Raw genomic sequence first — 26,280 nt, 5'->3', positions numbered from 1 at the left:
GGGGTGAGTGGAGGGATCGGGCGCGCTGTGCGGAAAGGCCTCGGTCGAGGGCGGGGCGGCCGGAGGTGCCGGGCCCCGGGCTCGCGCCCGGGGACCCGGTCTCAGGCCCGCCCGCTGGGACGGGCCCGGCTCAGGTGAGCGACCACTGCTGGAGCGGGGATCCGGTGTCCGGCTGCTGGGTCACCATGGCGCCGTCGGAGGTCGAGGCGGTGGTGAGCAGCAGTCCGCTCTTGGCCGAGCTGACGGTGTAGGACCCGTTCGGGAGCTGCTTGACGTTCCAGTGCTGGTTGGCGGCGCCGCTGCACGGCCACTGGATCACCTGGGCGCCCGCGTCGGTGGAGCCGCCGCTGACGTCGGCGCACATCTGCGAGGTGCCGTTGACGAGTTCGTACGAGCCGTCGGGCTGCCGGACGAACTGCCACCGCTGGTCGCTGCCGCCGCTCGCGCTCCAGGTGGTGAGCTGGTTGGCGGCGGTGGTGCTGCCGTTGGCGTCATCCAGTGCCTTGCCGCCGGTGGTCAGCGTGTGGTTCCCGCTGAGGTCGGGTGCGACGGTCCAACTGAACGAGGCCGAGGCACCGGCCGTGCCGGACGAGGCGGTGACCGTGACGGTGGAGACGCCGGCCGCGCTGGGGGTACCCGTGATCAGGCCCGAGGAGCTGATCGAGAGCCCGGCGGGCAGGCCGGTCGCCGAAAAGGTCAGCGGCTTACCGGTGTTGTCGGTCGCGGTCAGCTGCACCGAGACGGCCTTGCCGGCGGCGCCGGACTGGTCGCCGGGACCGGTGATCACGACCGCCTCGGGGGCCGTGCCGGTCGCGGTGAAGGTCAGGGTCTGCTCGGCGGCGGTGCGCCCGCCGCCGACCTGGCCGCCGGTGGTGTCGGTCCAGGAGCGGGCGGGTGTGGTCTCGGTGAGCCGGCCCGCGTCGCCGGACATGCCGATCACCAGGCCGCTGTAGCGGTTGACCAACTGGTAGCCGCCGTACTGCTTCGCGGCGCTGCGCAGGATGAACCACTGCTGGCCGACGGTGGCGTTGCCGCCGGCGGCGCCGGTGACGGTCAGTCCGGCGCCCCAGGCCCGGCCGGCCGTCGAGGTGGAGTCGACGCCCAGCAGCTGCCCGCTGGCGGCGTTGACGACGCGGTAGGAGCCGTCGCCGTCGGACAGGAAGCTCCAGGACTCCACGGCGGAGTGGGTGGGGTGCGCCAGGGAGGTGGCCGTCGACGTACCGGCCGGCTGGGCGAGGACCCGGCCGTCCGTGTTCCGGATCCGGTACGTCTTGGTCAGGTCGACCGGCGGCGCGGCCGGCTTGGACGAGCCGATGGTGATGTCGGCGTACTCGCCGTCAGAGCCGGCGCAGGAGATGGCGCAGTACGAGCGGAAGGTCTTCCCGATGACCGTGGAGTCGGTCCCGTTGGCCTTGTCCATCATCCAGCGGTACCAGGAACTGGAGGTGTAGCTGCCGCTGTCGCCGATCAGGGACCACTTCTGGGTTGCGAGGTCCTTGGTGGCGTAGAACTGCTGCGGTTCGGTGCCGGACACCACCTCGGGCTCGCCGATGTACAGGCCCAGGTAGGCGTCATAGGAGATGTTCATGATGAACAGCTGTGATTTGGACGGGAGTTCGCCGGAGGCGATCTGCTGGTCCACGCTGCCGGTATTGGCCGGGTTGTAGTCCTTGGCGGGCGGGGTGTAACCCGTCGGGGTGCTGGGGGTGACCGGCACCATGTTGCTCTCAAGACCGCCCACGCCGGGCTGCGACCACTTGCCGTCGTACCACTTCTGCCACGAACCGGCGGCCATCTTCCCGGAGATGGGGGCGCGCGCGACGTGCGCCAGGCCGCCGTTGCCGCCGCCCACACCGCCCTTGGGGATGATCCGCGAACCGTAGTAGACGTAGAAGTAGCCCGACGCGGTGTCGACGAAGAGGCGGGGATCGCCGTCACCGTAGTCGTACGTCTGGTTGGGGAACGCGGAGTCGTCCCCTCGGGTGGTGCTGTACGGGGAGGTGATCGCGTGGCCCTGGATGGACCAGGTCTTTCCCTGGTCGGTGGAGACCGCGTAGTCGATCGAGTCGTAGTGCAGGCCGTCGCCGAACGGCTGCGGGGTGAACTCGTTGTGCACGAGGCCGTACCAGTTGCCGGTGTCGGGGTCGACCCAGACACCGACCAGGTCGCAGTAGTTCTTCTGCGCGTAGCCCGATCCCTTCGGCGCGTAGCTGGACTGGAGGCCGGTGGGGCTGTTGTTGCACCGCCACGTGGTGTCCCCGTTGCCGTCATCGGGGTTGGCGGGGTTGACCGCGTTGCTGATCGCGTCCGACAGGGTGGCGCTGTCGAAGTCCTTGCCGGTGTAGAAGCTCCACTGCCGGGGGTCGTTCGCACCGTACAGCGAGTGCGACTCCTGGAAGTAGAAGGTGCCGTCCTTGTCGATGTAGCTACTGGCTGGCGTGTCGTCCGCGTACGCGTACGAGCCGGTGGCGCCGATGGCGATGGTGTAGCTGGGAACGGGTGTCGTGGCGGATGCGGGGGCGGATGCCACCGCGCCGGTACCGAGGACGGTCAGCGCGGTGGCGGCGAAGGCGCTGATGAGCCTTCTCGGGGGAGCGGACACTGGTACTCCTCTTCCGTGGCGGGGTGCGTCCCTGCACCCCTATGGGGGGTTGCGGAAATTGGAGAGTGGTCTGTGGTGCCCTGGCCGGGGAGCGCGGACCGCCGGGTCAGTCGCCCGCCATGCGGAAGTCGTAGTGCGGCGGCACCGGTTGGCCGGGGTGGACGGCGAGCCAGAGGGTGTCCAGGGAGATCTCGCCCTCGCGCATGTTGTCGACCTGGATGCCCTCGGCCAGCAGCCGCCGGACGCGGTCGTCGTCGCCCGAGGCGTGCGCGGCGTTCGCCTCGGCGAGCCTGATCCTGCCGTGGGCGCGGTGGGCGGGTGGCAACTCCTCGATCAGTGCGAGGACTTGGTCTGCTTGGTCGGCGCGCAGCAGGGCCTCCAGCACCTCGATGGTCAACTCAAGCAGATCCGGACGCAATTGGTGGGCCTGCGCCATGAGGTGGGCGGCCTGCGGCGGATCCGTGGCGAGGAACGCGAGCGCCCGCAGCGCCCAGGGCGAGGGCTGCGCCTCGATCGAGCGCTCGAAGGCCGAGCGGGCGGCCTCGGGCTCACCGTCGGCCAGGCGCAGCAGCCCGAGCTGGTAGAGCGCGTGCCAGTCGTCGGCGCCCTCCTCCAGCAGCACTCGCCAGTGCGCCCCGGTGACCGGTTCGGCCGGCGGGTCGCACACCGGGAGCGTGCCGGACTTGAGCAGCTGCCGCCAGGGTTCCTGCGCGGCGGTGGGTGAACCGAAGCACAGCAGGGGCGAGTCGGGCAGTGCGCCGGCCTCGATCTCCAATGCGGCCCAGCCGCCGCCCTCGGCCAGCAGTTCGTCCGGGGCGCCGAACTCGGGGGCGAACGCCTCGGCCAGCTCCAGTCGCCGGGCCGGGACCAGTGCGTCCAGGGCCGCGCCGGCGGCGGCGGTGGCGGCCTGCCAACTCCCGTGCACCGCCTCGGGGTCGACCTGCAACAGGCCGTACGCCTCGGTCCAGGACCAGGTGGCGCCGGGCGGCATCGGCAGGTGCTCCAACTGGGTGCGGGCCAGGCCGGCCTGGATCTCCAGGTAGGCGGAGTCGGGGCCGGAGAGCCACTCCTGCCAGTGCTTGCCGCCCGTGGCGGTGCCCCAGCAGAACAGCTTGCGGCCGCGCAGCCGCCCGGTCGAGGTCTGCACCAGTCCGGAGCCGGTCCCGTCCAGCGCGGCGATCCAGCGGCGTTCGCCGTCGGGGATGTCCAGGAAGTAGTCCGCAGCGCGCTCCACCCGGCCGGGGTAGCTGCGGTCGCTCCCCGCTACCTCCGGGAACTCCACCCGTCGCAGGTCGCTGACGTAGTCGCAGTGGAAGGCGTGATCCGCCGGCCCGAGCACCCGGACGTCCCGGTGCTCGGGCACGGCGATGTTGGACCACCAGTAGACCGGGGTCTCGGTCGGCGCCGGATTGTGCACGGTGATGTGCACGTACAGCACCGGGGAACCGGCGGGCAGCCAGGTGTCCAAACGCAGGGTCAGGCGCCGCAGCCGCTCGAAGGCGTACATCCGCAAGCCCGGCGTGCCGTCCGGCGCGGTCAGGCGGGCGGCGTGCAGCGGCTCGCAGGTCAGCGGCCAGTGCCCGGTGGTGCCGAGGTTCCATTCGACTCCTCCGGCGAGCCAGGCGTCGCGCAGGGCGAGGTTGGCGGGCTGGAAGGTCCGGTTGCGGTGCAGCAGTTCGCGCCCGCTCGGGCGGTGCACGAGGGACCACAGCCGCCCGCCGAGGGAGGGCAGGAAGGTGGCGGTGAGGGTTTCGTTCTCCAGGACCACGCTGGGCAGTTCACGCTCCGCCCGGACCCGGTCGTAGCCGGCCTGGCGGGTGTAGGGCAGCAGGGTGTGAGGGATCCCGTAAGCCAGGTTGCGGCGCATCTCGTCGTCCACTCCGACGCCTGCGCCGGTCAGTCGGGAGATGCCGTGGAGGATCGGCAGGGTCCCGCCGAGCGGGTCGCGGGTGCCCTCGATCCGGAGCACATCGGTACGCAGTGTCGAGGTCATTTGCCGATCCCAACCGTCATGCCCTGGATGATCCGGGTGCCCATCCAGGAGAAGAGCGCGATCATCGGGGCGAGGATGATGCAGACTCCGGCGAACATCGTGCCGTAGTCGAGTCCGTTGAACTGCTGTGCCGCGACGAACTCGGCGAGCGCCACCGGGAGGGTGACCTTGCTCTGGCTGTTCGTCAGCACGATGGCGAAGAGGGTCTCGTTCCAGTTGGTGATGAACTGCAGCAGGAATGCGGTGATCAGGCCGCCCCGGGCCACCGGCAGCACCACCTGGACGAAGGCGCGCAGCGGGCCGGCGCCGTCCAGGACGGCCGCCTCCTCCAGCACTGCGGGGATGCCACTGAAGAAGCCGGTCAGCAGGAAGACGGTGAAGGGCATGGCCAGCCCGACGTAGACGAGCGCCAGGCCGAGGTCACTGTCGGTCAGGTCGAGCTTGGCGAGGCCGACGAAGAGCGGTACCACCAGCACCTGGCCGGGCACTCCCAGGCCCATGGCGAAGGTCATGGTCAGCGCCGACGAGGTCCGCGAGCGGCGCCGGGCGAGCGCGTACGCGCAGGGCGCGGCCAGCACGACGGCGACCAGCGACGAAACGACCGCCGTGAGCACGCTGTTGAGCGCGGCCTGCGCGAAGCCGCCCTGGTCGAGCGCGGTGGCGTAGTTGCCGAATCTCGGGCTGGTCGGCAGGCTGAAGCCGTGCTTGAGGATGTCGGAGCCGCCGCGCAGCGAGGTCAGGAAGATCCACAGGACCAGCAGCAGGTCGGCGGCGACGAGGAGCCACACGGCCGTCGTGCCGATCCGCACCGCAAGTCCCTTTGATCCGTCTCTGCTTCGCACGGGTGATGCCTTTCCGCGTTGGGATGTCGAGGTTCGAGAGCGGCTCGCCGTAGCAGCCCGATGGCTCGTCAGTACTCGATCGGTTCGCGGCGCAGCACGCGGCGCAGCACGATCGTGATGACGGTGACCATGACCAAGCTGGTGATCGCGGCGGCCGTGGCCATGCCCAGCCGGGGGACGGTGCCCTGCGGGAACGCCTCGGTGTACACGTACAGCGCGGTGTTCCAACTGCTGACCGGCGGGAAGGCGTTGGTGCTGCCGCCGAAGAGCAGGATCAACTCGAAGATCTTCACCGAGCTGACCGTCCAGAGCACCGCGCACACCGAGATGACGTCCCAGGCGCACGGCAGGGTGATGTGCCGGAACCGCTGGAACGCGCCGGCGCCGTCCAACTCGGCGGCCTCGTAGAAGTAGTCGGGGATCTGGTCGACCGCCGCCATGATGATCGAGGTGTAGTAGCCGGTGGCCGTCCAGATCAGGGTGCCCAGCACCATCGGGAGCAGGTTGTCGGTCGACAGCCACTTCGGTGGCGTGGTCACCCCGAACAGCCGCAGCGCCTGGTTGACCGGGCCCGACGGGGAGAACAGGAAGCCGGCGGCGATCCCGAAGACCATGCCGTTGACCAGCGACGGGAAGAACAGCACCGAGCGGGCGAAGAGCCGGGCCCGCATCTCCCGCAGCACCAGGGTCAGGGCGAAGCTGATGACGAAGGTGACCGTGCCGCCGATGACCATCAGTTCCAGGGTGTTGACCAGGGAGGTGCAGAAGCTCGGGTCCTGGAACAGCAGGCTGTAGTTCTTGAGGCCGCGCCACTGCATCGCGCCCATGCCGTCCCACTTGTACAGGCTGGTCCACAGCGCGTAGCCGACCGGGGCGATGAACAGCACCAGGTAGACGGCCAGCGCCGGTGCGGTGAACGGCCAGAACGTCCGCCGCCGCTGCCGCTCCAACGGGCCGACGCCGGTGGCGCCGGCCCGGGCGGACCGGTTCTGGGCACGGTCCGCCCGGGCCGGGTGCTGGATCGTCGTCGCCATGGTCAGCCCTGGGTCTGCCAGTAGGAGACCTGGTCGGCCTTGCACTTGGCGACGAACTGCTCGGGCGTGGTCTTGCCGTGCCAGAAGTCCAGGTAGTTCTGGTCCAGGACCTTGGGCCGCCAGGAGCCGGCCGCTCCGTCGAAGGTCTGGCGGACGGTCGGGGAGTTGAGGGCCTGCTGGGCGCCGGCCAGCTCGGCGGGGGCGGGGATGTCGGCGCGCGGCGTGATGTTGAGGGCGGTGGTGGAGATCCCGATCATCTCCTTCTTCTGCATGAAGTACGCGATGAACTGCTCCGCCGCGTCGATGTGCTTGGCGCGCTTGGGAATCGCGAATCCGAACAAGGTGGCGTCGGGGACCTTGGCGGTCGGCGGCAGCAGCGAGGACATCTTCCAGCTGGACGGGACCTCCTTGGCCACCTCGGAGGTGACGTAGTTCCCGTCCATGTAGAAGGCGGCCTTGCCGCTCGCCCAGTTGGTCTCCTGCGCCGGGTACTTGGTGGCGTCGTAGCCCGGGATGAGGTAGCCGCCCTTGACCAGCTGGTCCACCTGCTTCGCGGCGGCCAGCACCGCCGGATTGTCCCAAGCCGCACCGGACTTGTCCGCGGCGAGCTGGGCGACGTTCACTCCGGCGCCGTTGAGGAGGTAGTCGAAGAAGAGCTCGTTGCTCCAGGGGTCCTCGCCCTCGGAGGCGACGCACGCCTTGCCCGCGGCCTTCAGCGCGTCGCAGACCTTGAGCAGTCCGGCCCAGTCGGTGGGCGGAGTCGGCATGGCCGCGGTGATCGCGGGGTCGGCCGCGTTGTAGAACATCGCGTTGGTGGCGACCTCGTAGGGAATCACGTAGTGGGTGCCACCGGACGGGTCCTTCGGCTCCATGTCGAAGTACTTGGCCGGGATCACCTGGGAGACCGGGACGTTCTCCCCCGGCACCTGCATCTCCAGCACCGGCGAGAGGTCCAGCGCCTGCCCGGCGGAGGCGGTGGCGCCGTAGACGTTGTCGTCCGACTCGTCCCACAGGTCCGGTGCCTGGTTGGCGGCGATCGCCGGGCCGATCTTCTTGGCGATGTCGCGGCCAACCCAGTTGACGTTCACCTTGATGCCGGTGCCGGCGGTGAAGTCGGCGATCGCGGCGGTCAGCACCTTGGCCTGCGGCTCGTCGGAACGCCACATCGACCAGTAGGTGAAACCGCCGCCGGCCTTCGCACTGTCGCCCGAGCCGCTGCTACCGCAGGCACTCACGCCGAGCACGAGGGCCACCGCCGTGGCGGCTCCGACGACGCGACCGGCGGACATGGCTGTTCTACCCATGAGTGTTTCCTCTCCAAGGCGCACGAGAAGCCGAGCAGACGTGCCGTCAGCACCAGCCCCACACCGGGTCGTTGCCGAATGGTTGGGAACCCTAGGGGCGTGTTGACCGGTAAATCAAGAGTCAGGTCCAAACTCTTCGAGCCAGGCGATCGGGCGGGTGGCCCATTGTCGTCCTGAACTCGAATGTCTATTGCCCCAAGGGTAGTTGAGATCAGACTGAGCCTTGACGAGCACCACAGCGGTGGCTACCTTGCGGACGGCTTCAGTTGACCGGTAAAAGCAAAGGACCCATCCCATGGTGACGATGCAGGACGTGGCCGAACGCGCCGGAGTCACCAAGCAGACCGTCTCCAACGTGATCAGGGGACGCAACGCCAGCCCGGCGACCGCGGCACGGGTGCGTGCGGCCATCGAGGAACTCGGTTACACGCCCAACCTGGTGGCCCGCTCCCTGGCCACCGGCGCCACCATGACGGTGGGCCTGCTCGTCCCCACGGTGGTCGGCTCCTTCTACGCCGGCATCGTCGAGGAGGTCGAGGACGTCCTCGACGAGAACGGCTACCACCTGCTGCTGTGCACCACCCGCCTCGACGGCGACCGGGCCAAGCGCCACCTGGCGGGTCTGACCAGCCGCTCGGTGGACGCACTCCTGGTCGCCGGCGACCGCGACCTGATCGACCACCTGCCGCTGCTGACCGCGGCTTCCTTCCCGGTCGCCCTGTGTGCCTGGGAGACCGACGCGCCCGACCGGTTCCCGGTGGTCACCATCGACTACGAGCGCGCCGGCTACCTGGCCGGACGTCACCTGCGCGAGCTCGGGCACGAGCACGTCGCCGTCCTCGCCAGCCCCGACCACACCCCGCGCGTGGCCGGCTTCCGGCGCGCCTTCGCTGCCGACGGCCTGACTCTCCCCGACGCCGCCGTGCACCTGGCTGCCGAACCCACCCTCGCGGGCGGCTTCGCGGCGACCGCGGCTGCCCTGCTGGCCGCCCCCGGGACGACCGCGGTCTTCGCCACCCACGACGTGGACGCCCGCGCCCGCGGCCCCGGCCTCGCGGTGCTTCCCGTGGTTCACCGGTGGTCCCGCAGCCGCCGGACGGACGGAGCACTCGCCCCTCCGAGCCGGGCGACGGCCCGACTCAGGTGGGGTGCGGGGAAGTCGAGCCTCCTACCCCTGGGGATCAGGAAGGCCGCGGCTCGGGCGGTGCGCAGTGCTGCCGTCGCCAGTGGCTCGGTGGTCCCGGGCGGTCCGTAGTGATCGCGGGCCCAGGACGGCATGAGCGCGTACCCGAGGCGGGAGGCCGCGTTCCACACCGGGCGCAGTGTCCTGAGCCGCCCCCGCAACGGCGGGCGGCAGAGGAAGCGGTGGATCAGCATCGCCTCGGCGGTGGCGGCCAGCACCGGCCGCATGCCGGAAAGGTAGTCCTCCAGGTCCGCGACCGTGCCGGGTGCGTCGCCTGGCGGCAGCCCTACCAGGGCCGCGATCCGCCGCTGCTCCCGGACATAGCGGTCCGCCTGCCCGGCCGGAAGCTTGGTACCGCCCCGCAGGACGGCGTGCAGGTTGGACCTGACCAGCGCGCAGTGCACCCAGAGCAGCAGGTCGGGGGCGTCGAGCCGATGCACTTCACCGGTCACCGGGTCGTGGACGCGCAGCCGCTCGTGCACGGCCCGGACCAGGGCGCCCGCCCGCTCCGCCTGCTCCCGGGTGCCCCAGGTGGTCGCAACGATGAAGGAGCCGGTGCCCACGAGCCGCCCGAAGGGGTCATCCTCGAAGGACGAGTTCTGCACGATGCCCAGCGCCGCGATCGGATGCAGCGCCTGCAAGTGGAGGGCGCTGATGCCGCCGATCCACATGGCAGGGTCCGCGTGCAGGTGCCAGGTCACCGAGGACGGACCGAAGAGGCCCGCATCGAGTGCGTCCTGGTCCTGCGGGGCGGTGCGGGTGCTCATGGTCGGGCCCTTCGCTGGTCTGTCTCCGCAGGGACTTCCTGCGCACGGGCCTTACGGGCGGGGTGGCCCCGTGGTTCAACAGCCGGCGAGGCCGACAACTCCCGGCGGTGAGCGCACCTGGTGTCGGAAACGGAAGCCAACGTAGCGGAGCTGACGCTGGTTCAATTCAGCGCCGGTGACGCTCCTCACCCATGCGCCCGCTCCCGGCGATGCTCCGGCCCGGCGGGGGTCCGCAGGTCAGTTCACTCTGGTCGCTCCGGTCGACATCCACCGTTCCACCATCCACTGGAAGCCTGGTGTTCATCCATAAGAGCGCGCGAGTTCATTTCGGCTGCCAGAACCGGCAGTTGACGATCACTCTGGCACTCTGGCAGGGTTCCGCACGTGCCGACCAGCAGCGCTGACCAGGGGCTTCGCGTCTTCTGAGGGCTGGTGCCCGCCCTGACGCGGTCGAATCCCACCGCACGGCACGTGAGCAACCCAGCGTCGTTCCTTCCCCCTTCCTCTCCTTTCCTCTCGTACTTCTCGGCTGCTGTGGAGGGATAGCCACATGAGATATGAGCGCCGGCCCGGACAATCGATGGGCGTAACGGTGGAGCAGTTCGATGCGGCGGCGGCCTCCGCCGAGGACATCGCGCTACTGAAGGAACTCGTCTACCGGGAGCGGATCGTCGTTCTCAAGGGGCAGGACCTCAGCGCGGCGGAATTCGTCGGACTCGGCCGCCGCTTCGGTGAACCCGAGGTCTACTACGAGCCGATGTACCACCACCCCGAGCATGAGGAGATCTTCGTCTCCTCCAACGTCCCGGCCGCGGACGGCCGGGTCGGGGTGCCGCGGACCGGCGAATTCTGGCACGCCGACTACCAGTTCATGCCGCGCCCGTTCGGCCTGACCATGGTCTACCCGCAGGTCGTCCCCGCCAAGGAGCGCGGTACGTACTACATCGACATGGCCAGGGCCTACCAGCGGCTCTCCCCCGAGCTGCGCGAGCGGGTGGCCGGCACTGTCACCCGGCACAGCGCCCGCCGGTACTTCAAGATCCGCCCGAGCGACGTCTACCGGCCGATCCAGGACGTGCTGGCGGACATCGAGCGCAAGACTCCGCCGGTGGAGCACCCCACGGTCTTCGAGCACCCGGTCACCGGTGAGCCGATCCTCTACCTCAGCGCCGCGTTCAGCTACGAGATCGAGGGGCGCGAGGACGAGCTGCTGACCGAGCTGCTGGCGCACAGCGGCCAGCTCAGCGAGGACTTCGACCGCGAGGACATCCACCTGCAGTTCCTGCACAAGGGCGACCTGCTGATCTGGGACAACCGTGCGCTCGTCCACCGGGCCCGCCACGCCGACAGCTCGGAGCCCGCGGCCTCCTACCGGATCACCGTGCACGACGACCACCCGTTCCACCCCGGGCCGGCCGACCTGCCGGCCGCCGCGGCCCGGTGACCGCGATGACCCGCGCTGTCGACGCACCTCCCCTGCTGCTGGAGCGGGTCCTGCGGCCGTACAAGCCGGACTGCCGCTACCTGCGCACGGCGGAGGTGATCGGCTCCGGGGACCTGTTCCACTCGGAACCATTCGTCCAGCGCTACGAGTTCGCCATCGACGCGTCCTGCTACATCGACGACACCGGCCACTTCAACGCGGTGGAGTTCAACATCTGCTTCAACCAGATGTTCTATGTGGCGGTGGCGACCCTGGTGGCCGACGGCAGCCCCGGTCCCTTCGAGTCGTGGACCCTGGAGGACTACTGGGAGCGGCAGTTGCCGAAGATCCTGATCACGGACTTCAGCAGCCGGTTTCGCCGCCCGATCAGCGCCCGGGCGTTCTCCGGCGAACTGCGACTGACCAAGGCCGTGCAGCGCACGCCCGTTGACGACAAGCCGGGCATGCTGATCATCTCCACCGAGTGCCGATTCTGGGACGCGACCGGAGGCGCCGCCGAAGGACAGGTGCGGATCGTCATCCTGGACCCGCCCCCGGCGGTGCCCCAGTGACCGAACTGACCGATGATGCACGGAGGTTGCTGGCCCTGCCGCGTCCGGACCGGCCGATGGCACTGCTGGAGCTGGTCTGCTCGGAGGTCCGGACTTCCCTGCTGATGGACGAGGACGAGGAACTCCCGCTCGACCAGGGATTCTTCGAGCTGGGCCTCAGCTCGCTGCTGGCCGCCGAGGTGCTGACCCGGCTGGAACAGCGGCTCGGCCGTCCCATCGGCACCACCGCGCTCTTCAACCACCCCACCGTCCAACGGTTCTCGGAGCATCTGGGCAGCACGGTGCTGCCCGACCTCTTCGGGCCCCGAGCCTGACTCGACTGCCTTGCAGAAAGGATGTGTTTTCCGGTGTCGACGAGCTTCCCGGGCCGGTCCGAGCCGATCGCCATCGTGGGCGTGGGCCTGCGCTTCCCCGGCGGGAACGACACCCTCGACGGGTTCGGCGCGTTCCTGGCGGCCGGCGGCTGCGGTACCGGCCCGGTCCCCGACGACCGCTGGGCCGTCGCCGAGCTGCACTCCGACGACCCGGCCGACCGGGGCAGCGTGCGCACCGCCGGCGGCGGATTCCTCGAGGACCTCGCGCAGTTCGACGCGCGGTTCTTCAACATCTCACCGAAGGAGGCCCAGTTCGTCGACCCGCAGCAGCGGCTGGTGCTGGAGTGCGCGTGGTCGGCGCTGGAGCACGCCAACATCGACCCGGCCGCACTGCGGCACGGGGACGGCGGGGTGTACGTCGGCGTCAGCTGCCTGGACTACGTGCTGGAGCTCGGCGGCCTGGCCCTGGAGGAGTTGGACGCGGCGATCGGCACCGGCACGGCCCACAGCGCGGTGTCCGGGCGGCTCTCCTACTTCCTGGGGCTGACCGGCCCGTCGATCAGCGTGGACACGGCCTGCTCGTCCTCACTGGTGGCGCTCCACCTGGCGGTCGAGGGCCTGCGCAGCGGGGAGTGCTCGATCGCCTTGGCCGGCGGGGTGAGCGCGATCCACCAGCCGTTCAGCCACATCGTCCTGTCGAACGCCAACATGTTGGCGCCGGACGGTCGTTGCAAGACCTTTGACGCGGCGGCGGACGGCTACGCACGCAGCGAGGGCTGCGGGATGGTGGTGCTCAAGCGCCTGACCGACGCGCAGCGCGACGGCGACCGGGTGCTCGCGGTGGTGCGGGGCAGCGCGATCCGCCAGGACGGCGCCAGCGGTGGCCTGGTCGTGCCCAACGGCACCGCCCAGGCCGCGGTGATGACGGCCGCGCTGGGCGCCGCCGGGCTCGACCCGTCAAAGGTGCGGTACGTGGAGGCGCACGGCACCGGCACCGCGCTGGGCGATCCGATCGAAATGGGCGCGATCAACGCGGTGTTCGGGTCGGGCCGCAGCCACCAGGACCCGATCACCGTGGCGTCGGTGAAGACCAACATCGGACACATGGAGGCCGCCGCCGGCATGGGCGGCCTCATGAAGACCCTGCTTCAGCTGCGCGAGGGCGCCTTCTTCCCGCACCTCAACCTGGACAACCCGTCGCCGCACATTCCGTGGCAGGACTATCCGGTGACGGTTCCCCGGCAGCGCACGCCATGGCCGGCCGACGAGCCGCGGCGCGCGGTGGTCAACTCCTTCGGGTTCGCCGGCACGGTCGCGTCCGTGGTGCTGGAGCAGGCGCCGGCGGCCGTCGCGGCGGCGACCGGCGGTCCGGCGACCGACGTCCCGGCGGTGACGGAGGAGGACCAGGACACCGGGGTGCTGACCGTCTCCGCGAAGACCGAGGGTGCGCTGCGCGCACTGCTCGACGACTACCGCCGCCGGGTCGAAGCCGATCCCGAGCTGTCGGTGCGGGACTTCTGCTACACCGGCAACGTCGGCCGGACGGCGCACGACCTGCGGATCGCCGCGCCGGTCCGCTCCCGTGCGGAGCTGCTGCGGGTCCTGACCCGGGAGGCGGGCGCGCGGCGGGAGGCCGGAGCCCGCCCGGGCAAGGTCAGCCGGACGGCGTTCCTCTTCGCCGGCCAGGGCGTGCCGTACGCGGGCACCGGCGCCGCGCTCCACCAGGCGTTCCCGGAGTTCCGCCGCCATCTGGACACCTGCGACGCCCTGTTCGCCGCGGAGCTCGGCTTCTCGGTCAGGAAGCTGCTGCTGGGCGACGAACAGCCGGACAGCGCGGTGCTGCGCCAGACCCTGCGGGCTCAACCCGCGCTCTTCTCCTTCGAGTACGCGCTGGCCCGGCTCTGGCTGGACCTGGGCGTCACACCGTCGGTGCTGATCGGACACAGCCTGGGCGAGCTGTCCGCGCTGGCCGTCGCCGAGGCGCTCCCGCTGCCGGACGCGGTGCGCCTGGTGGCGGCGCGGGCCCGGATCATGCAGTCCGCCGACCGGGCGGGCGCGATGACCGCCGTGATGGCACCCGTCGAAACCGTCACCGAGTTCCTGGCCGACGCCCCGCAGGTCTCGATCGCTGCCATCAACTCGCCTGACCAATGCGTCGTTTCAGGCGCGGCCGAGCAAGTCGCCGAGGTGGCCGGGGCATTGCGAGACACCGGGGTCACCACCCGTGACCTCGGTGTCTCGCACGCCTTCCACTCGCCGCTGATGGCCGGGGCGGCTGCGCAGTTCCGCGCGGCCGCCGCCGAAGTGTCTTTCCAGGAGCCGCTCTTCACCATCGTCTCGACGGTGACGGGCGCGGTCGCCGACCCGGTCGAGCTGGCCTCCCCCGACTACTGGGCGCGGCAGCTGCTCGCCCCGGTCGACTTCGCCGGCGGCGTGCGGACGATCGACCGGCGTGGTGCGCACGCGTTCCTGGAGATCGGGCCCGGCGGGACCATGACGGCGCTGGCCAAGCGCTGCCTGCCGGGCGACCGGCACCGCTGGCTGGGTGGTCCGCGCCCCGCGCACGGGCCGGGTGAGGTGCTGCGGGCCGTCGCGGCCCGCGCGTTCGCCGCGGGCCGGAACGTGGACTGGCACCGCTTCCACGCCGGTCGGCCGGCCCGGCTGGTGGACCTGCCGGGCTACGCCTTCGAACGGCGGCGCTACTGGGTTCCGACGTCGAAGACGGCCTTCGGCGGCGGTGTGGTCCGGTCCGGCCATCCGCTGCTCGGCCGCGAGGTCCCGCCGACGACCGAACTCGCTGGTGAAACCCGCGAGTTCGCGGCGCTGCTGGACAGTTCGCGGCCCGCTTACCTGCGCGATCACGTGGTGCTGGGCCAACCGGTCTTCCCCGCCGCCGGGTTCATCGAGCAGTTCCTCGCCGTGCAGCACGCCGTGCTCGGCAGCACCGACCGCGAGCTCGCCGACCTGGTGATCCACGAGCCGCTGTTCCTCGGCGCCGACGGCCCCTGCGACGTGCGGACCCGGCTGCACAGCCACGCCGACGGCCGGCTGACGGTCGAGGTGGTCAGCCGTGTCGCCGACGGCTTCGAACGCTGCCACGCCTCGGCCGAACTCCGCGCCGCCGCCCCGCAGGACGCGGCACTGCTCGGCGAACTCGAGGCGGTGGCGGCCACGGTGGACTCGGCCGACTGCACGGAGGCCGGGACCGACGAGCTGTATGCCGTGTTCACCGAACTGGGTCTGGAGTACGGCCCCGAGTTCCGTCGGCTGTCCCGGGTGCGCCGCGCGGGCCTGACCGCGGTGGCCGACCTCCGCGGCGACATCCAACCGACCCCCGGCCACCTGCCGCCGGGCATCCTGGACAGCGCGCTCCAGTCGACCAACGACGGCCACACCTACCTGCCGCTGAGCGTGCGGGCACTGCGGCTGCTGCGCGAGCCGCGCGGTGCGGCGCTGCGCGCGGTCAGCCGGATGACCGAGGTGGACACCGCGCGGGGCACGGTGACCGCCGACCTGCTGCTGGCCGACCGGTACGGCCCGGTGCTGCTGGTGGACGGCCTGACCGCCAAGCGGGTGGAGCACGACCGGTCCGGCGGCGGGCATCGGCTCTTCCACCGGGCGTGCTGGGTCGACCAGGAGCTGCCGGTCGGCTCGGCGGGCGGCCACCGGGAGGTGGTCCTTCTCGGTGCCGTGCCCGGTGACTGGGACTGCCTGGTGGCGCAGGCCGCCGATCGGGGTACCCGGCTGACCCGGGCGGCCGACCCCGCGGACGCGGTACGTCTGCTGGGTGAACGCCGAGCCGACCTGTGCTGGTTCTGGCACCCGTCCGACCCGACCGAGCCGCGGGCGCAGTGCGAGCGGAACTACCGCGAGCTGCTCGACCTGGTGCAGCGGCTGGCAGCCGACGGGGTCAGCCCGGCCGACCGGTTCTGGCTGGTGACCAGCGGCGCCCGCTCGGGCGCACCGGGCAGCGCGGTGCCGGCCGCGGCCACCCTGTGGGGCTTCGGCACCAGTCTGCGCACCGAGTACCCGGCCTTCGGCGTCACCCTGCTGGACCTCGATCCCGACGGCGAGGACCACCGGGTGCTGGTCGATGAGTGGGCGGCACCACAGGCCGACGAGTCGCAGATCGCCTACCGCGCGGGCCGGCGCCAGGTGCGCCGCATCCTGCCGCTGCCGACCGCCCAGGCCGCCCAGGCCACCCAGGCCGCCCCGCAGACCCGTGGCACACCGTTCGCACTGGACGCCGAGCAGCTGCACGTCATCACCGGCGGCCTGGGCGGCCTGGGTCTGGTGACGGCCCGCAAGCTGGCCGAGGCCGGGGCCCGGCAGCTGCTGCTGGTCGGGCGCCGCGAGCCGGTCGGCGAGGCGCAGGCGGCGCTGGACGGGCTGCGCGCCCTCGGCGTGACCGTGACGACCGTTCAGGCCGATGTCGGCACCGCCGACGGGGTGGAGCGGATCACGGCGGCGGTGCGGGAGAGCGGGCAGCCGCTCGGCGGGGTGGTCCACGCGGCCGGTGCCCTCGCCGATGTGCCGATCACCGGGATGTCCTGGGAGCACCTCGACTCGGTGTTCGAGTCCAAGGTGTACGGCACGCTGCTGCTGGACCAGGCCCTGGCGGCCTTCCCCGAGCTGCGGTACTTCGTGGGCTTCTCCTCGCTCTCCGCGGTGATCGGACCCGTCGGGCAGGCCAACTACGCGGCGGGCAACGCCTTCCTGGACGAGCTCATGGTCCGACGGGTCGACTCCGGGCGACCGGGTCTCGCGGTGAACTGGGGCCCGTGGGCCGAGGTCGGCATGGCGGCCGCGCTGAGCGCGGACCGGCTGGTCGCCCTGGAGCGCGGCGGCGTCGGTCCGCTCACCCCCGCCGAGGGTGGTGCCGCGCTGCTGACGCTGCTCGGTGGCGCGGAGCCGACCGCCATCGTCGCGCGGTGCGACTGGGACGTGCTGGCCGCCGGCCGCCCAGGGCGGGAGGGCCTCTACCAGGCGGTGTCGACGGCCGCCCCGGCACCCGTCCGGCGCACCGACCTCGGCGCTCTGCAGGCCCTGTCGGCCGACGAACGGCTGCCGGTGCTCACCGAGTTGGTACGGGCCGAGGTGGCGCGGCTGCTGCAGTTCGAGCACCTGGAGGAGGTCGAGGCGGAACGCGGCTTCTTCGAGCTGGGCCTGGACTCGCTGGTGGCCATGGAGTTGAAGAACGCCCTGGAGGCGCTGGTGCGGCGCCCGTTGCCGGCCAAGCTGCTCTTCGAGTCGCCGTCGGTGCGCGGCGTCGCCGAGTACCTCGCCGCGTGCTGGGAGCCGGGCGGCGCGGCCGAGGCCGGACAGGACTGAGAGGCGCGCATGCGGCACTTCCCCGAACTCGGCACGCTGGCGGCGGTTCCCGCGTTCCACGCCGAACACCGGCCCGAGGCGTGCGCGTTGATCGTCGAGGGCCGGACGGTCAGTTATGCCGAGCTGCACCGGGCTAGCACCCGGACGGCGCGGGCCCTGCTCACCGCCCGGGTGCGGCCGGGCGACCGGGTGGCGTACCTCGGGCGGGAGTCGGAGCACTATTACGACCTGCTGTTCGCCTGCGCCAAGAGCGGCGCGGTGCTGGTCCCGGTCAACTGGCGGCTGACGGCGCACGAGATCGGCCACATCCTCCGGGACTCCGCAGCCGTGCTGCTGTTCGTCGAGGACGACTTCCGGCCGATCGCCCGGCAGGCCACCGGGGATCTGGAACAACCGTGCGCGATGGTGGAGTTGGACGGCCCGGCCGGTCCCGGCAGCGGGTTCCTGAGCTGGCTCGGCGACGAGTCCGACGCCGATCCGGACTGGCATGCCGGACCGGACGACGAGGTGGTGCAGCTCTACACCAGCGGCACCACCGGCCTGCCCAAGGGCGTGGTGCTGGCGCATCGCAGCTTCTTCGCGGTCCGTGACGCCCTGGCGGGCGCGGACCTGGACTGGGTCGACTGGCGGGACGGCGATGTCAGCCTGATCGCCGTGCCGGGCTTCCACGTCGGCGGCCTCTGGTGGGCGGTCCAGGGGTTCAGCGCCGGCATCACCAACGTCGCGCTGCGGATGTTCGTGGCCGGTGACGCGCTGGCCGCCATCCGGGCCCATGGCGTGACCACCACCTGCATGGTGCCTGCGATGATCCGCATGGTGCTCGCCGAACCCGGGGTCTCCCGCGCCGACTTCGCGGGGCTGCGCAAGATCGTCTATGGCGGCTCCCCGATCGCGACCGATCTGCTGGAGCTCTGCCTGGACGGGATCGGCTGCGAGCTGACCCAGATCTACGGACTGACCGAGACCGGCAACACGGCCGTCTGCCTGCCGCCGCAGGAGCACGTGTCGGGCAGCCCGCGCTTGCTGGCGGCCGGGCGGCCGTACCCCGGGTTCGCGGTCAAGGTGGTCGACCGGTCGGGCCGGGAGCTGCCGACCGGTGCGAGCGGCGAGATCTGCCTGCGCACGCCCGGCCGGATGCTCGGGTACTGGGGATTGCCCGAGGCCACCGCCGAGACCCTGGTCGACGGCTGGGTGCACACCGGTGACGCCGGCTACCTGGACGCCGACGGCTTCGTCCACCTGCGCGACCGGATCAAGGACGTGGTCATCGTGGCCGGCGAGAACGTCTACCCCGCCGAGATCGAGAACGCGCTCGCCGACCACCCGGCGGTGCTCGACTCGGCGGTGATCGGCAAGCCGCACGAGCGCTGGGGCGAGGCGCTGCACGCCTTCGTCGTGGTGCGGGAGCAGGCCTCGGTGCGGCCCAGGGAGCTGATGGCGTTCCTGCGCAGCCGCCTCGCCGACTTCAAGATCCCCACCGGCTACGACTTCGTCGACCGGGTACCGCGCAACCCCAGCGGCAAGGTGCTCCGGCGCGAACTGCGGGAGCGCTTCTGGAGTTCCACCGAGCGACAGGTCAACTGAGCTTGCTTGCTCGGGACTTGCCCTGCCGTCAGCCGCGTCCGGAGCCGGCCCGCAGGCTTCGGGGCCGTTCGGTGCGCTGGGGCGGGTGCGCGCCCCAGCGCAGGTGCGACTACTCCTGCAGATACGTTTCGCTGAAGCTGGTGCCGCCGGAGCCGAGCGCGCTGGTGCGGGCCTCGTAGGCGCCGTTCGAGGGGTCGAGGGCGACCGGGTTGAAGGAGCCGAGGGACTTGCCGTTGACGGTGGCGGAGCTGAAGTTCAGGGTGCCGAAGTTGGGGTAGGCACCGGTGGGCGACTCGATGATGACCTCGGCGCTGGCCCGCTGCCCGGAGGACAGGGACTTGGTCGTGGTGTAGGTCCAGCCGCGCGAGGAGTCGGTCAGCTTCAGGGTGTACTTGCTGCTTCCGGCGTAGGTCACCGAGGCGTTGATGACGTCGCCGGCGGACACCGGGTAGGAACCGGTGCTCAGGTAGACCGGGCTAGCGGGGTACATCTCGTACCAGGCCTGGTCCACGGGGCTGCCGCTGGAGCAGTCGGTGGCCACCCCGGTCTGCTCCACGGTGGACGTGCCGTACCCGTCGATGCCGACCCAGGGGGCGTACAGGTCGTTGGTGGAGTTGCAGGTCGCGTGCGGCTCGGTCCAGCTCGCCGAGACCGAGGTGAAGCCGCTGCCCGTGGCGGCGTAGCCGCCCCAGTTGTAGCCGTTGATGTTGTAGCTCAGGGGGCGGAAGGACAGTCCCTGTGCGGCCGCCGCGGTGGTCGGCGCGACGGGGGCGGCGAGGGTGGTGGCTGCTGCCGCGAGGGTGGCGGCACGTATCAGGAACTTGCGCATGCTGGCTCCAGTGTGGGGGACGATCAGGATGCTCATGCGCCAGCCCAAGCCGTGGGGCTGCGAGGGGTGGCAGTACAGGATCTCTGACTGTCATGAGACGGTCAAGAGCCTTGGTGTCCTTGAACTTTGGCTGAATTGCGCGGCCACCAGCCGGAAGGACTGCTCGGCCAGCGGTACTTCGTGTCCCCCCGTGACGCGGTGACGCCTGACCGCGGAGGGAAGGGCCGCCACCGGACCCCTCCCTCCGCACGGTGGCGGACGCCGCTGCCCGGCGTCTCCGGTCAGGGCAGGGTCCACCTCTGGTTGGCGCCGCCGTTGCAGTCCCAGACCTCAAGTTCGGTCCCGTTCGCGGTGCGGAACGCCGGGTCGTCCAGGCAGCGGCCGGACTGCCCGCCCTTGAGGCTGCCGTCCGCCTGCGGGATCCACTGCTGGCTGCTGCTGCCGTTGCAGCTCTCCAGTTCCACCGAGGTGCCGTCGGCGGTCGCGCCGCCGGTGACGTTGAGGCACTTGTCGTTGATCATCACGGTGCCGTTGCCGTAGGTCCAGGCCTGCGCGGCGCCGCCGTCGCAGTCCCAGATCTGGGCGATGGTGCCGCCGGCCGCCGTGTCGGCGTTGTCGTCGAGGCACTTGCCGGCGAGCCCGGAGGCGACCGGGCCCACGTGCGGACCGCTGTCGGCTCCGGGGGCGACCGAGAAGTCGTCGAACTGGTCGGTCTGGTAGCCGGTGATCCCCAACCCTGCCCGGCCGTTGGCGTACGAGCTGTCGCCGGCCGTGCCCACTTCGGTGTCGTCGATGGCCGCGGTGAGCGTCGAGCCCTGCATCGTCAGCGCGATGCTGTGCCAGGTGTTCGTGCCGAGCGCCGCAACGGTCCCGGATGCCAGCGTGATCCATGACCAGTTCCAGCTGTTGCCGCCGACGTAGGTCATTCCGCTCTTGACGATCGACCAGGCGCCGGTGTCGGAGACCTGTAGGTGGTAGGCGTCCAGGCCTTCGTTGTTCTTCGCCTGCCCGCCTACCCGGCCCAGCAGTTCGGCGGTTCCCGACTGCCGCAGGTCGACGTCGGCGGACACCGTGTAGTTCGCCCAGGAGCTGTCGCCGGCCATCGTGTAGGGGGCGTGGTAGTCCTCGTGCGTCCAGTTGAGCGGCGCGGTCGGGGCCATCTGCTGCAGGCAGGTGCCGGCGCGGCCGTCCGCACACGGCTGGGCGGCGAACGCGCCGTTCATGTCGGAGAAGTACTTGGGTGAGGTGCCGGCGGGCGTGGTCTCGAACGTGTCGGAGTACGGCAGTGCCAACCCGGTGGCCGTCGGGGAGGCTGCGGTGCCCCTGCCCTGGCCGGTGGTCGTCGTCAGCGTGTAGACGTGGCCGGGATCGAGCGTGACGGTGAACGACCCGCTGTCCGGCGTGATGTCGGGCAGCCGCTTGAGGTAGTCCGAACCGTGCGGTGAGTTCACATCGGTCGCCCAGACGTGGACGGTCCCGGTGGACAGCCCCCCGCGGACGGTGAACGTCGCGGTCTGCGGCGCGGCGGCGTCCATGGTCTCGATGACCGTGCTGTAGTCGGTGTCGTTCGTCGACTTCAGTGTCACGTAGCTTCCGTTGCTCCTGCTGCCTCCCAGGTATCCGCCGGCCGAATCGATGTAGTGCCAACCCGGTTGGGTGAACTGGGTGGTCTGCGCGGTGACCCAGGTCGTCTTGCCGATGTTGAAGTTCCCCGACCACGGCTGCTGGGCGATCCCCATGCCGTCGCCGCTGAAGTCGAGCTCCGGGTAGAGCGCGCCGATGACCGGCCAGTTGATGAACGACGTCATCCTGCCGTCGAGGTAGCCGCGGTTGACGGCCCGGGCCACCGCCGCCGCACCGTCGGCGGCGTCCTGCGACCCGTTCTCACTGGCCCACAGCTGCTTGCCGAGCCCCTGCGCCGTGGCCGTGCTGTTTGCACTTCGAGCCGTTCTCGAGGTAGCCGCACGGGTAGTGGGTGCCGACGACGTCGACCGCCGCGGCGAAGGCCGGATCGGTGGCCACGTCGTTGGCGACGCCCCAACCGAAGCCGTCGTCAGCAACGATCTTCGGGTGGTAGCCGTTGGCGTTCAGCGTCGTCCTCAGGCTCTCGTACCAGCTCTTGCTGTAGCCCCGCTCGTTCCAGCCGCCCAGGTAGTCGACGCTCAGGTCGTGCTGCGCCGCGCAACCCAGCCAGGACACCAGGTAGTTCTGCATGTCAGCGGACCAGAAGTACGGGCTTCCGGGAGTGGGGTTGCCGGGGTCGTCGACGCCGACCCAGCCGGGAGCACCCCAAGCCAGCGCGTAGAGCTTGATGTCGGGGTTGCGGGCCTTGGCCTGCTGCGCGAGCCACCACTCGTAACCCTGGTCGCAGTCCACGGCGCCTCTCGTGTGCTCGATGCTCGGTTCGGCGCCGTCGGTCGTGTTGGTGTCGCCGCCGATCTCGATCTTGAGGATCTGGAGCGAGGCACCGTAACCGGGCTTGAACAGGTAGTCGAGCAACTGGCTGCGCTGCGGCTCGGGGTAGTCGATCAGCAGGCGGGAATTGCCGCCGCCGCCGGAGATCGCGCCCACCCCGTCGAACACCCTCCCGGGCTGGGTGCCGTCGATGGTGATCGCGGTCGAGACGGCAGCACTCGCCGCCGTGGGCACGGTGCCGAGCCAGGCCGTGAGACCCAGGATGAGGGGCAGGAGAAAGCACGTGGTGCGCCTGAAGGGTGATCGGATCGGAGCCATGTCTCCTCGTCTGTCGCCGCTGAGAGCTGGACACGCCGTGCTTGGGGCGATCGAGGCGGGCGCCCGCCCCCGCACCCGACGAGTCGCCGGCGGTCCTCCGCCGGCCCCGGGTGTCCAGCACGCTAGGCAGGGCGTCAGCCACGGTCAACCGCCCGGCAACCCATGACCCGCCACATGTTTCCTCGGCGGCCCAGCCGGGTGACACGGCCGTCCGACGCTCGCGAGCAGGGCCGCCACGGGGGAGGATGGAGAAGGTCGGCGGTGCTCCCGCCCCGCCGCGCGATCGCCGGGCGCCGGGAACCGTGCCGCTGCTCGCGCAGGTGCCCGATCTCCAGGTGGACGTTCCCGGGGGAGGAAGCATGAAGACGCCCGACGGAGCCCCGGGCGCACCAAGGCCCCGGCGGCCGGGGCAGTCGCGGCCGACCGCCGCGGGCAGGGGGCCGGCGTCATGACCGGCAGCACCAGATCGGACTACGGCCTCCGACCCAGGAGCCGGCTCTCGCGCAGCATGGTCACCCGGATGGTGCTGCGGGTGGTGGGGTCGGTCGCCGCGCTGGGAGCCCTGTACTACGCGCTGCCGCTGGACCGCTCCTCCCTTGCGTCCACCGTCACGATGCTGGTCACGGGGCTCGCGGCGTTCGTCGTCCTGGTCGTCTTCCAGGTGCGCCGGATCGTCCGGTCCCCGTTACCGGTCGTCTCCGCGGTCGAGGCACTGGCCACCAGCGTTCCGTTCTTCCTGCTGCTGTTCGCCGGTAGCTACGTGGCGCTGGCCGGGCTGTCCCCCGACAACTTCGGCGGGCACCTGTCGCACACCGACAGCCTCTACTTCACCGTCACCGTGTTCTCCACGGTCGGCTTCGGCGACATCACCGCGAAGTCCGACGCCGCACGACTGGTGGTCACGGTGCAGATGATCACCGACCTCGGCATCCTCGGCCTCGGGGTCAGGGTCATCGTGGAGGCGGTCCGGCACGGCCAACGGCGCAACGCCCCGCGCCGGTCCGGGGAGGGACGATGAGCCGGGCCGGTGGGACGGCCGGAGGGAGCCCCACCGGCCACCGCCCGCGCCGCAGGGCCCCGGCGACGTTCGTCGACCACCTGCGTGCCGACGGCATGGTCGTCCGCCTGGAGTCGCGCCACCACCGCAAGCACCAGCAACCGGCCACCGGATCGACCTGGTGGGCGCCCACCTCCCGGGGGTGGTGGATCGCGGTCCTGTTCGCCGTCGGATCGCTGCTGTTCGCCCTCGGGTCGGTACCGGGCTACGCGGACGCCGTCGGAGCCCGGGGCGACACCATCACCTACTTCACCGGCTCCCTGTTCTTCACCTCGGCCTCCTTCCTCTGCTACCGCGAGACGGTCGACGCCGCCTCCCCCGCGCAGAACCCGCGCCACCGGCGCTTCCTCGTCTTCCAGCCCGGCCGGATCGACTGGTGGTCCACCGCGGTCCAGTTCGTCGGCACCCTCTACTTCAACGTGAGCACCGGGGTCGCCACGGCCGACAACCTCTCCGCGTCGGCCGCGCACCAGCACGTGTGGCGGCCCGACGCGATCGGCTCCGCCTGCTTCCTGGTGGCCAGCGCACTGGCCTGGTACGAGGCCTGCCACGGCTGGGCCGCCTGGCGTCCCCGGTCCTGGGCGTGGTGGATCACCCTGGCCAACCTGGTCGGGTCCATCGCGTTCGGCGTCTCGGCGGTGGCCGGCTACGTCGACCCGGTCACCGGCCAGGTGCGCGACCTCGACCGGGCGAACACCCAGACCCTGATCGGTGCGCTGTGCTTCCTCGTGGGCGCCGTCCTGCTGCTCCCCGAACGCACCGAGGAGACCCGGCCGGTGGACGGGGGTGCGGTGTCCTGACGCGGCCGGGGCCCGTCACCGAGGCCTGACGCCGCAGGAGGCCGGTACGGCGTCGAGCAGCGGGCAGCCGTCCCTGGTCACTGCCCGCCGCCGTCGGCCGGTGTGCCGTCGCGGCCCGGCCGGAGCCGTTCCTCGTAGCAGCGGCGGGCCTGGGCCAGCAGTGCGGGGCCGAGCCAGGCCAGCGGACACGGTTGGGCGATCAACGGCTCGTAGTCCGGCCCTCGGCCCACCACCCTGCCGGTGAGCAGCCAGGCCCGCCGGCGCTCGTCGCGTTCGGCCCGGTCGGCGTACTGGCAGATCCGACGCGCGACCCACTCCTCGGGCGGTCGGTTCCACCACGGTTCCGGGCGCACCGAAGCGACCGACAGCCCCGGCAGTTCGACGTCGGCCTCATAGTCGCGGCTCGTCTCACCGTCGTGGTCCGGTCCCTGCGAGAAGCGGACGAAGACCTCCACCGGACCGGTGGCCAGTTCGGTGAGGTCGTCCAGGTCGTCGATGACCTTCATCGTCGGCACCCCACTGGCTGTGGCAGTCGCCCCGGGCATCATCCGGTCCCGGGCGTGTGCCCCGCGACCGCGGAGTCGACACGCACTCCGGCGGCCGCGCCGAACCCAGCCACGACCGAGGGGACAGGCGGACCCGCCGATGAGGGGGCGGTGATGACTGCCGCCGATCGGCCGGCGGCACAGCAGGTCAGCTCTCCGTCACCGGCCCGTCCTCCTCCGGCGCCACCTCGTCGGGATCGAGACGGCGGGCCCGGCTCGGCTCGGCCGTTGTGGCGTTGCCCTGCTCGTCCGCGTCCGTCCGGCCGGTGTCCGTGCCCCGCTCCTGGCGGTCGTGCCCGGGCGGGTGGAGCAGGTGCTTCTCGTCGGTGTCATGGAGCGGAGCGCCTCCGGCGCCGCCCTGGGGAATCTCCTCCACGACTGCCTCCCTGGGTTCGCGTGTTCGAAGACCGATCGCCGAGGCGGCTACCCGGCCTGCCACCGGGCAACCCACCGAGGGGAGGCGAGCGTTGAAGCAGCGCGGGTACCGGTCGGCGGTGCGCGGTGGACGGCAGGCAGACGGCGAGGAACTGCCGACGTGGCGCGGTACATCGAGCATGGCACCATGGGTGACCAACGCGGAGCCCCGGTCCGGCGGACGACCTCGTCGGAGGGAACCCGTCCCACCAGGGAGTCTCCACGACGATGCTGAGTCACTGGGACCGGGACAGGGGGCGACCGTGCAGGATCTGGGTTCCGCGGTGGTACTGGTCACGGGCGTCATGGCGTCCGGGAAGTCGACGGTTGCGCAACTGCTGGCCGAGCGGCTCCCCCGTTCGATGCACTTGCGGGGCGACAGCTTCCGGCGAATGATCGTGTCCGGTAGCGAAGACTTCACTCCACGGCCGACTGCCGAGGCGACGGCGCAGTTGCGTCTGCGTCACCAAGCTTCCGCCGTGGTCGCGGACCTGTACGCGCGGGCGGGCTGGACCGTAGTCGTCCAGGACGTCGTGCTGGGTGAGCACCTGGACGCCTACCTCGACTCGGTGACGACCAGGCCGTTGTACCTGGTCGTCCTCGCTCCTTCGGCCGAAGAGGTCGCGCAACGAGAAGCAGGCCGCCACAAGAACGGTTACGGCGGCCCCTGGACAGTCGACGCCCTCGACGAAGCCCTGCGCCGCAACACCCCGCGCCGCGGGCTCTGGCTGGACACGTCGCGTCAGACCCCCGACCAGAGCGTGGACCGGATCCTTGCCGGCCTCGCCACGGCCCGCATCGCCGGACAAGTCCGGACCCGCGCCACCGGGGAGGCGGGTGCAGCAACGACTCGCTGAGCACCCGTTTCGGCTTCGTCGGCCGGGGAGTCGGGCCTGCGAGCCGTAGCGTTGAGCCGCGCACGGCCGGTGGGAGCGCACCGGCGAGCGGGGCCT

19 protein-coding genes and 1 pseudogene are annotated in these 26,280 nt (G+C 71.1%); 9 read left to right on the top strand and 11 right to left on the bottom strand.

The features are described from left to right. Positions 1 to 130: 130 nt before the first annotated feature. The 5 genes from LN042_RS02730 to LN042_RS02710 all read right to left on the bottom strand — a co-directional run bounded on the left by LN042_RS02730 (position 131) and on the right by LN042_RS02710 (position 7,775). Complete coding sequence (locus LN042_RS02730) at positions 131 to 2,602, bottom strand: RICIN domain-containing protein (RefSeq protein WP_230048126.1); 2,472 nt, start codon at positions 2,600 to 2,602, stop codon at positions 131 to 133. Positions 2,603 to 2,708: 106 nt separating this feature from the next. After that, a complete protein-coding gene (locus tag LN042_RS02725; RefSeq protein WP_230048125.1) occupies positions 2,709 to 4,595 on the bottom strand; it encodes a DUF5107 domain-containing protein in 1,887 nt (628 codons plus the stop codon). After that, on the bottom strand, positions 4,592 to 5,404 hold the full coding sequence (locus LN042_RS36820) for a carbohydrate ABC transporter permease (RefSeq protein WP_230048124.1): 813 nt from the start codon (positions 5,402 to 5,404) through the stop codon (positions 4,592 to 4,594). The genes LN042_RS02725 and LN042_RS36820 overlap by 4 nt, the downstream gene beginning before the upstream one ends. 101 nt (positions 5,405 to 5,505) lie before the next feature. After that, complete coding sequence (locus tag LN042_RS02715; protein ID WP_230048123.1) at positions 5,506 to 6,471, bottom strand: carbohydrate ABC transporter permease; 966 nt, start codon at positions 6,469 to 6,471, stop codon at positions 5,506 to 5,508. Positions 6,472 to 6,473: 2 nt separating this feature from the next. Further along, positions 6,474 to 7,775 carry an ABC transporter substrate-binding protein gene (locus LN042_RS02710; protein WP_230048122.1) on the bottom strand — a complete coding sequence of 434 codons (1,302 nt, stop codon included), beginning with the start codon at positions 7,773 to 7,775 and terminating at the stop codon, positions 6,474 to 6,476. A gap of 295 nt (positions 7,776 to 8,070) precedes the next feature. Here LN042_RS02710 and LN042_RS02705 point away from each other — a divergent pair, with 295 nt between their 5' ends. Further along, a complete protein-coding gene (locus LN042_RS02705) occupies positions 8,071 to 9,030 on the top strand; it encodes a LacI family DNA-binding transcriptional regulator (RefSeq protein ID WP_230048121.1) in 960 nt (319 codons plus the stop codon). 5 nt (positions 9,031 to 9,035) lie between these two features. Here the strand turns inward: LN042_RS02705 and LN042_RS02700 are convergent. Next, positions 9,036 to 9,629: pseudogene (locus LN042_RS02700) on the bottom strand (oxygenase MpaB family protein); the annotation flags it as partial. A 646-nt stretch (positions 9,630 to 10,275) separates the two neighbouring features. Here LN042_RS02700 and scoE point away from each other — a divergent pair. From scoE to LN042_RS02675, 5 genes are read left to right on the top strand one after another with little or no spacing between them, the layout of a single operon-like run. Then, entirely contained in the window at positions 10,276 to 11,169 is an 894-nt protein-coding gene (gene scoE, locus LN042_RS02695) for a (3R)-3-[(carboxymethyl)amino]fatty acid oxygenase/decarboxylase (RefSeq protein ID WP_443667695.1), read from the top strand. A 5-nt stretch (positions 11,170 to 11,174) separates the two neighbouring features. Beyond that, positions 11,175 to 11,720, top strand: a complete 546-nt coding sequence (locus LN042_RS02690) for an FcoT family thioesterase (RefSeq protein WP_230048119.1) — start codon at positions 11,175 to 11,177, stop codon at positions 11,718 to 11,720. Positions 11,721 to 11,776: 56 nt separating this feature from the next. Continuing rightward, on the top strand, positions 11,777 to 12,034 hold the full coding sequence (locus LN042_RS02685; RefSeq protein WP_230048118.1) for an acyl carrier protein: 258 nt from the start codon (positions 11,777 to 11,779) through the stop codon (positions 12,032 to 12,034). Between the two features lie 33 nt (positions 12,035 to 12,067). Then, the gene (locus LN042_RS02680) at positions 12,068 to 17,365 is read left to right on the top strand and encodes a type I polyketide synthase (protein ID WP_230048117.1); all 5,298 of its coding nucleotides are present in this window, start codon (positions 12,068 to 12,070) and stop codon (positions 17,363 to 17,365) included. Between the two features lie 9 nt (positions 17,366 to 17,374). Further along, complete coding sequence (locus LN042_RS02675; RefSeq protein WP_230048116.1) at positions 17,375 to 18,949, top strand: long-chain-fatty-acid--CoA ligase; 1,575 nt, start codon at positions 17,375 to 17,377, stop codon at positions 18,947 to 18,949. Positions 18,950 to 19,058: 109 nt separating this feature from the next. On the opposite strand, the gene LN042_RS02670 is transcribed toward LN042_RS02675, so the two are convergent. The 3 genes from LN042_RS02670 to LN042_RS37120 form a co-directional block, all read right to left on the bottom strand. Continuing rightward, complete coding sequence (locus LN042_RS02670; protein ID WP_230048115.1) at positions 19,059 to 19,778, bottom strand: G1 family glutamic endopeptidase; 720 nt, start codon at positions 19,776 to 19,778, stop codon at positions 19,059 to 19,061. Between the two features lie 281 nt (positions 19,779 to 20,059). Beyond that, positions 20,060 to 21,676 (bottom strand): ricin-type beta-trefoil lectin domain protein, encoded by a 1,617-nt coding sequence (locus LN042_RS37125; protein WP_283843540.1) that lies wholly within the window; start codon positions 21,674 to 21,676, stop codon positions 20,060 to 20,062. Then, the gene (locus tag LN042_RS37120; RefSeq protein WP_283843535.1) at positions 21,663 to 22,511 is read right to left on the bottom strand and encodes a glycoside hydrolase family 30 protein; all 849 of its coding nucleotides are present in this window, start codon (positions 22,509 to 22,511) and stop codon (positions 21,663 to 21,665) included. The genes LN042_RS37125 and LN042_RS37120 overlap by 14 nt, the downstream gene beginning before the upstream one ends. Before the next feature lie 448 nt (positions 22,512 to 22,959). On the opposite strand from LN042_RS37120, the gene LN042_RS02655 reads away from it, so the two are divergent. After that, positions 22,960 to 23,529, top strand: coding sequence for a potassium channel family protein (locus LN042_RS02655; protein ID WP_230048114.1), 570 nt, complete (start codon positions 22,960 to 22,962; stop codon positions 23,527 to 23,529). After that, positions 23,526 to 24,368, top strand: a complete 843-nt coding sequence (locus LN042_RS02650) for a hypothetical protein (RefSeq protein WP_230048113.1) — start codon at positions 23,526 to 23,528, stop codon at positions 24,366 to 24,368. The genes LN042_RS02655 and LN042_RS02650 overlap by 4 nt, the downstream gene beginning before the upstream one ends. Positions 24,369 to 24,445: 77 nt before the next feature. On the opposite strand, the gene LN042_RS02645 is transcribed toward LN042_RS02650, so the two are convergent. Next, entirely contained in the window at positions 24,446 to 24,874 is a 429-nt protein-coding gene (locus tag LN042_RS02645) for a DUF6098 family protein (RefSeq protein WP_230048112.1), read from the bottom strand. A gap of 187 nt (positions 24,875 to 25,061) precedes the next feature. Next, positions 25,062 to 25,289, bottom strand: a complete 228-nt coding sequence (locus LN042_RS02640) for a hypothetical protein (protein ID WP_230048111.1) — start codon at positions 25,287 to 25,289, stop codon at positions 25,062 to 25,064. 301 nt (positions 25,290 to 25,590) lie between these two features. Between LN042_RS02640 and LN042_RS02635 the strand changes: the two genes are divergently transcribed. Continuing rightward, a complete protein-coding gene (locus tag LN042_RS02635; RefSeq protein ID WP_308191754.1) occupies positions 25,591 to 26,184 on the top strand; it encodes an AAA family ATPase in 594 nt (197 codons plus the stop codon). Positions 26,185 to 26,280: the final 96 nt, after the last annotated feature.

Origin of the sequence: Kitasatospora humi (genome assembly GCF_020907985.1) — a bacterium.
Taxonomy (GTDB): Bacteria; Actinomycetota; Actinomycetes; order Streptomycetales; family Streptomycetaceae; genus Kitasatospora; species Kitasatospora humi.
Note: the sequence above shows the minus strand (reverse complement) of the source record. Positions and strands in the feature narration are given on the sequence as shown.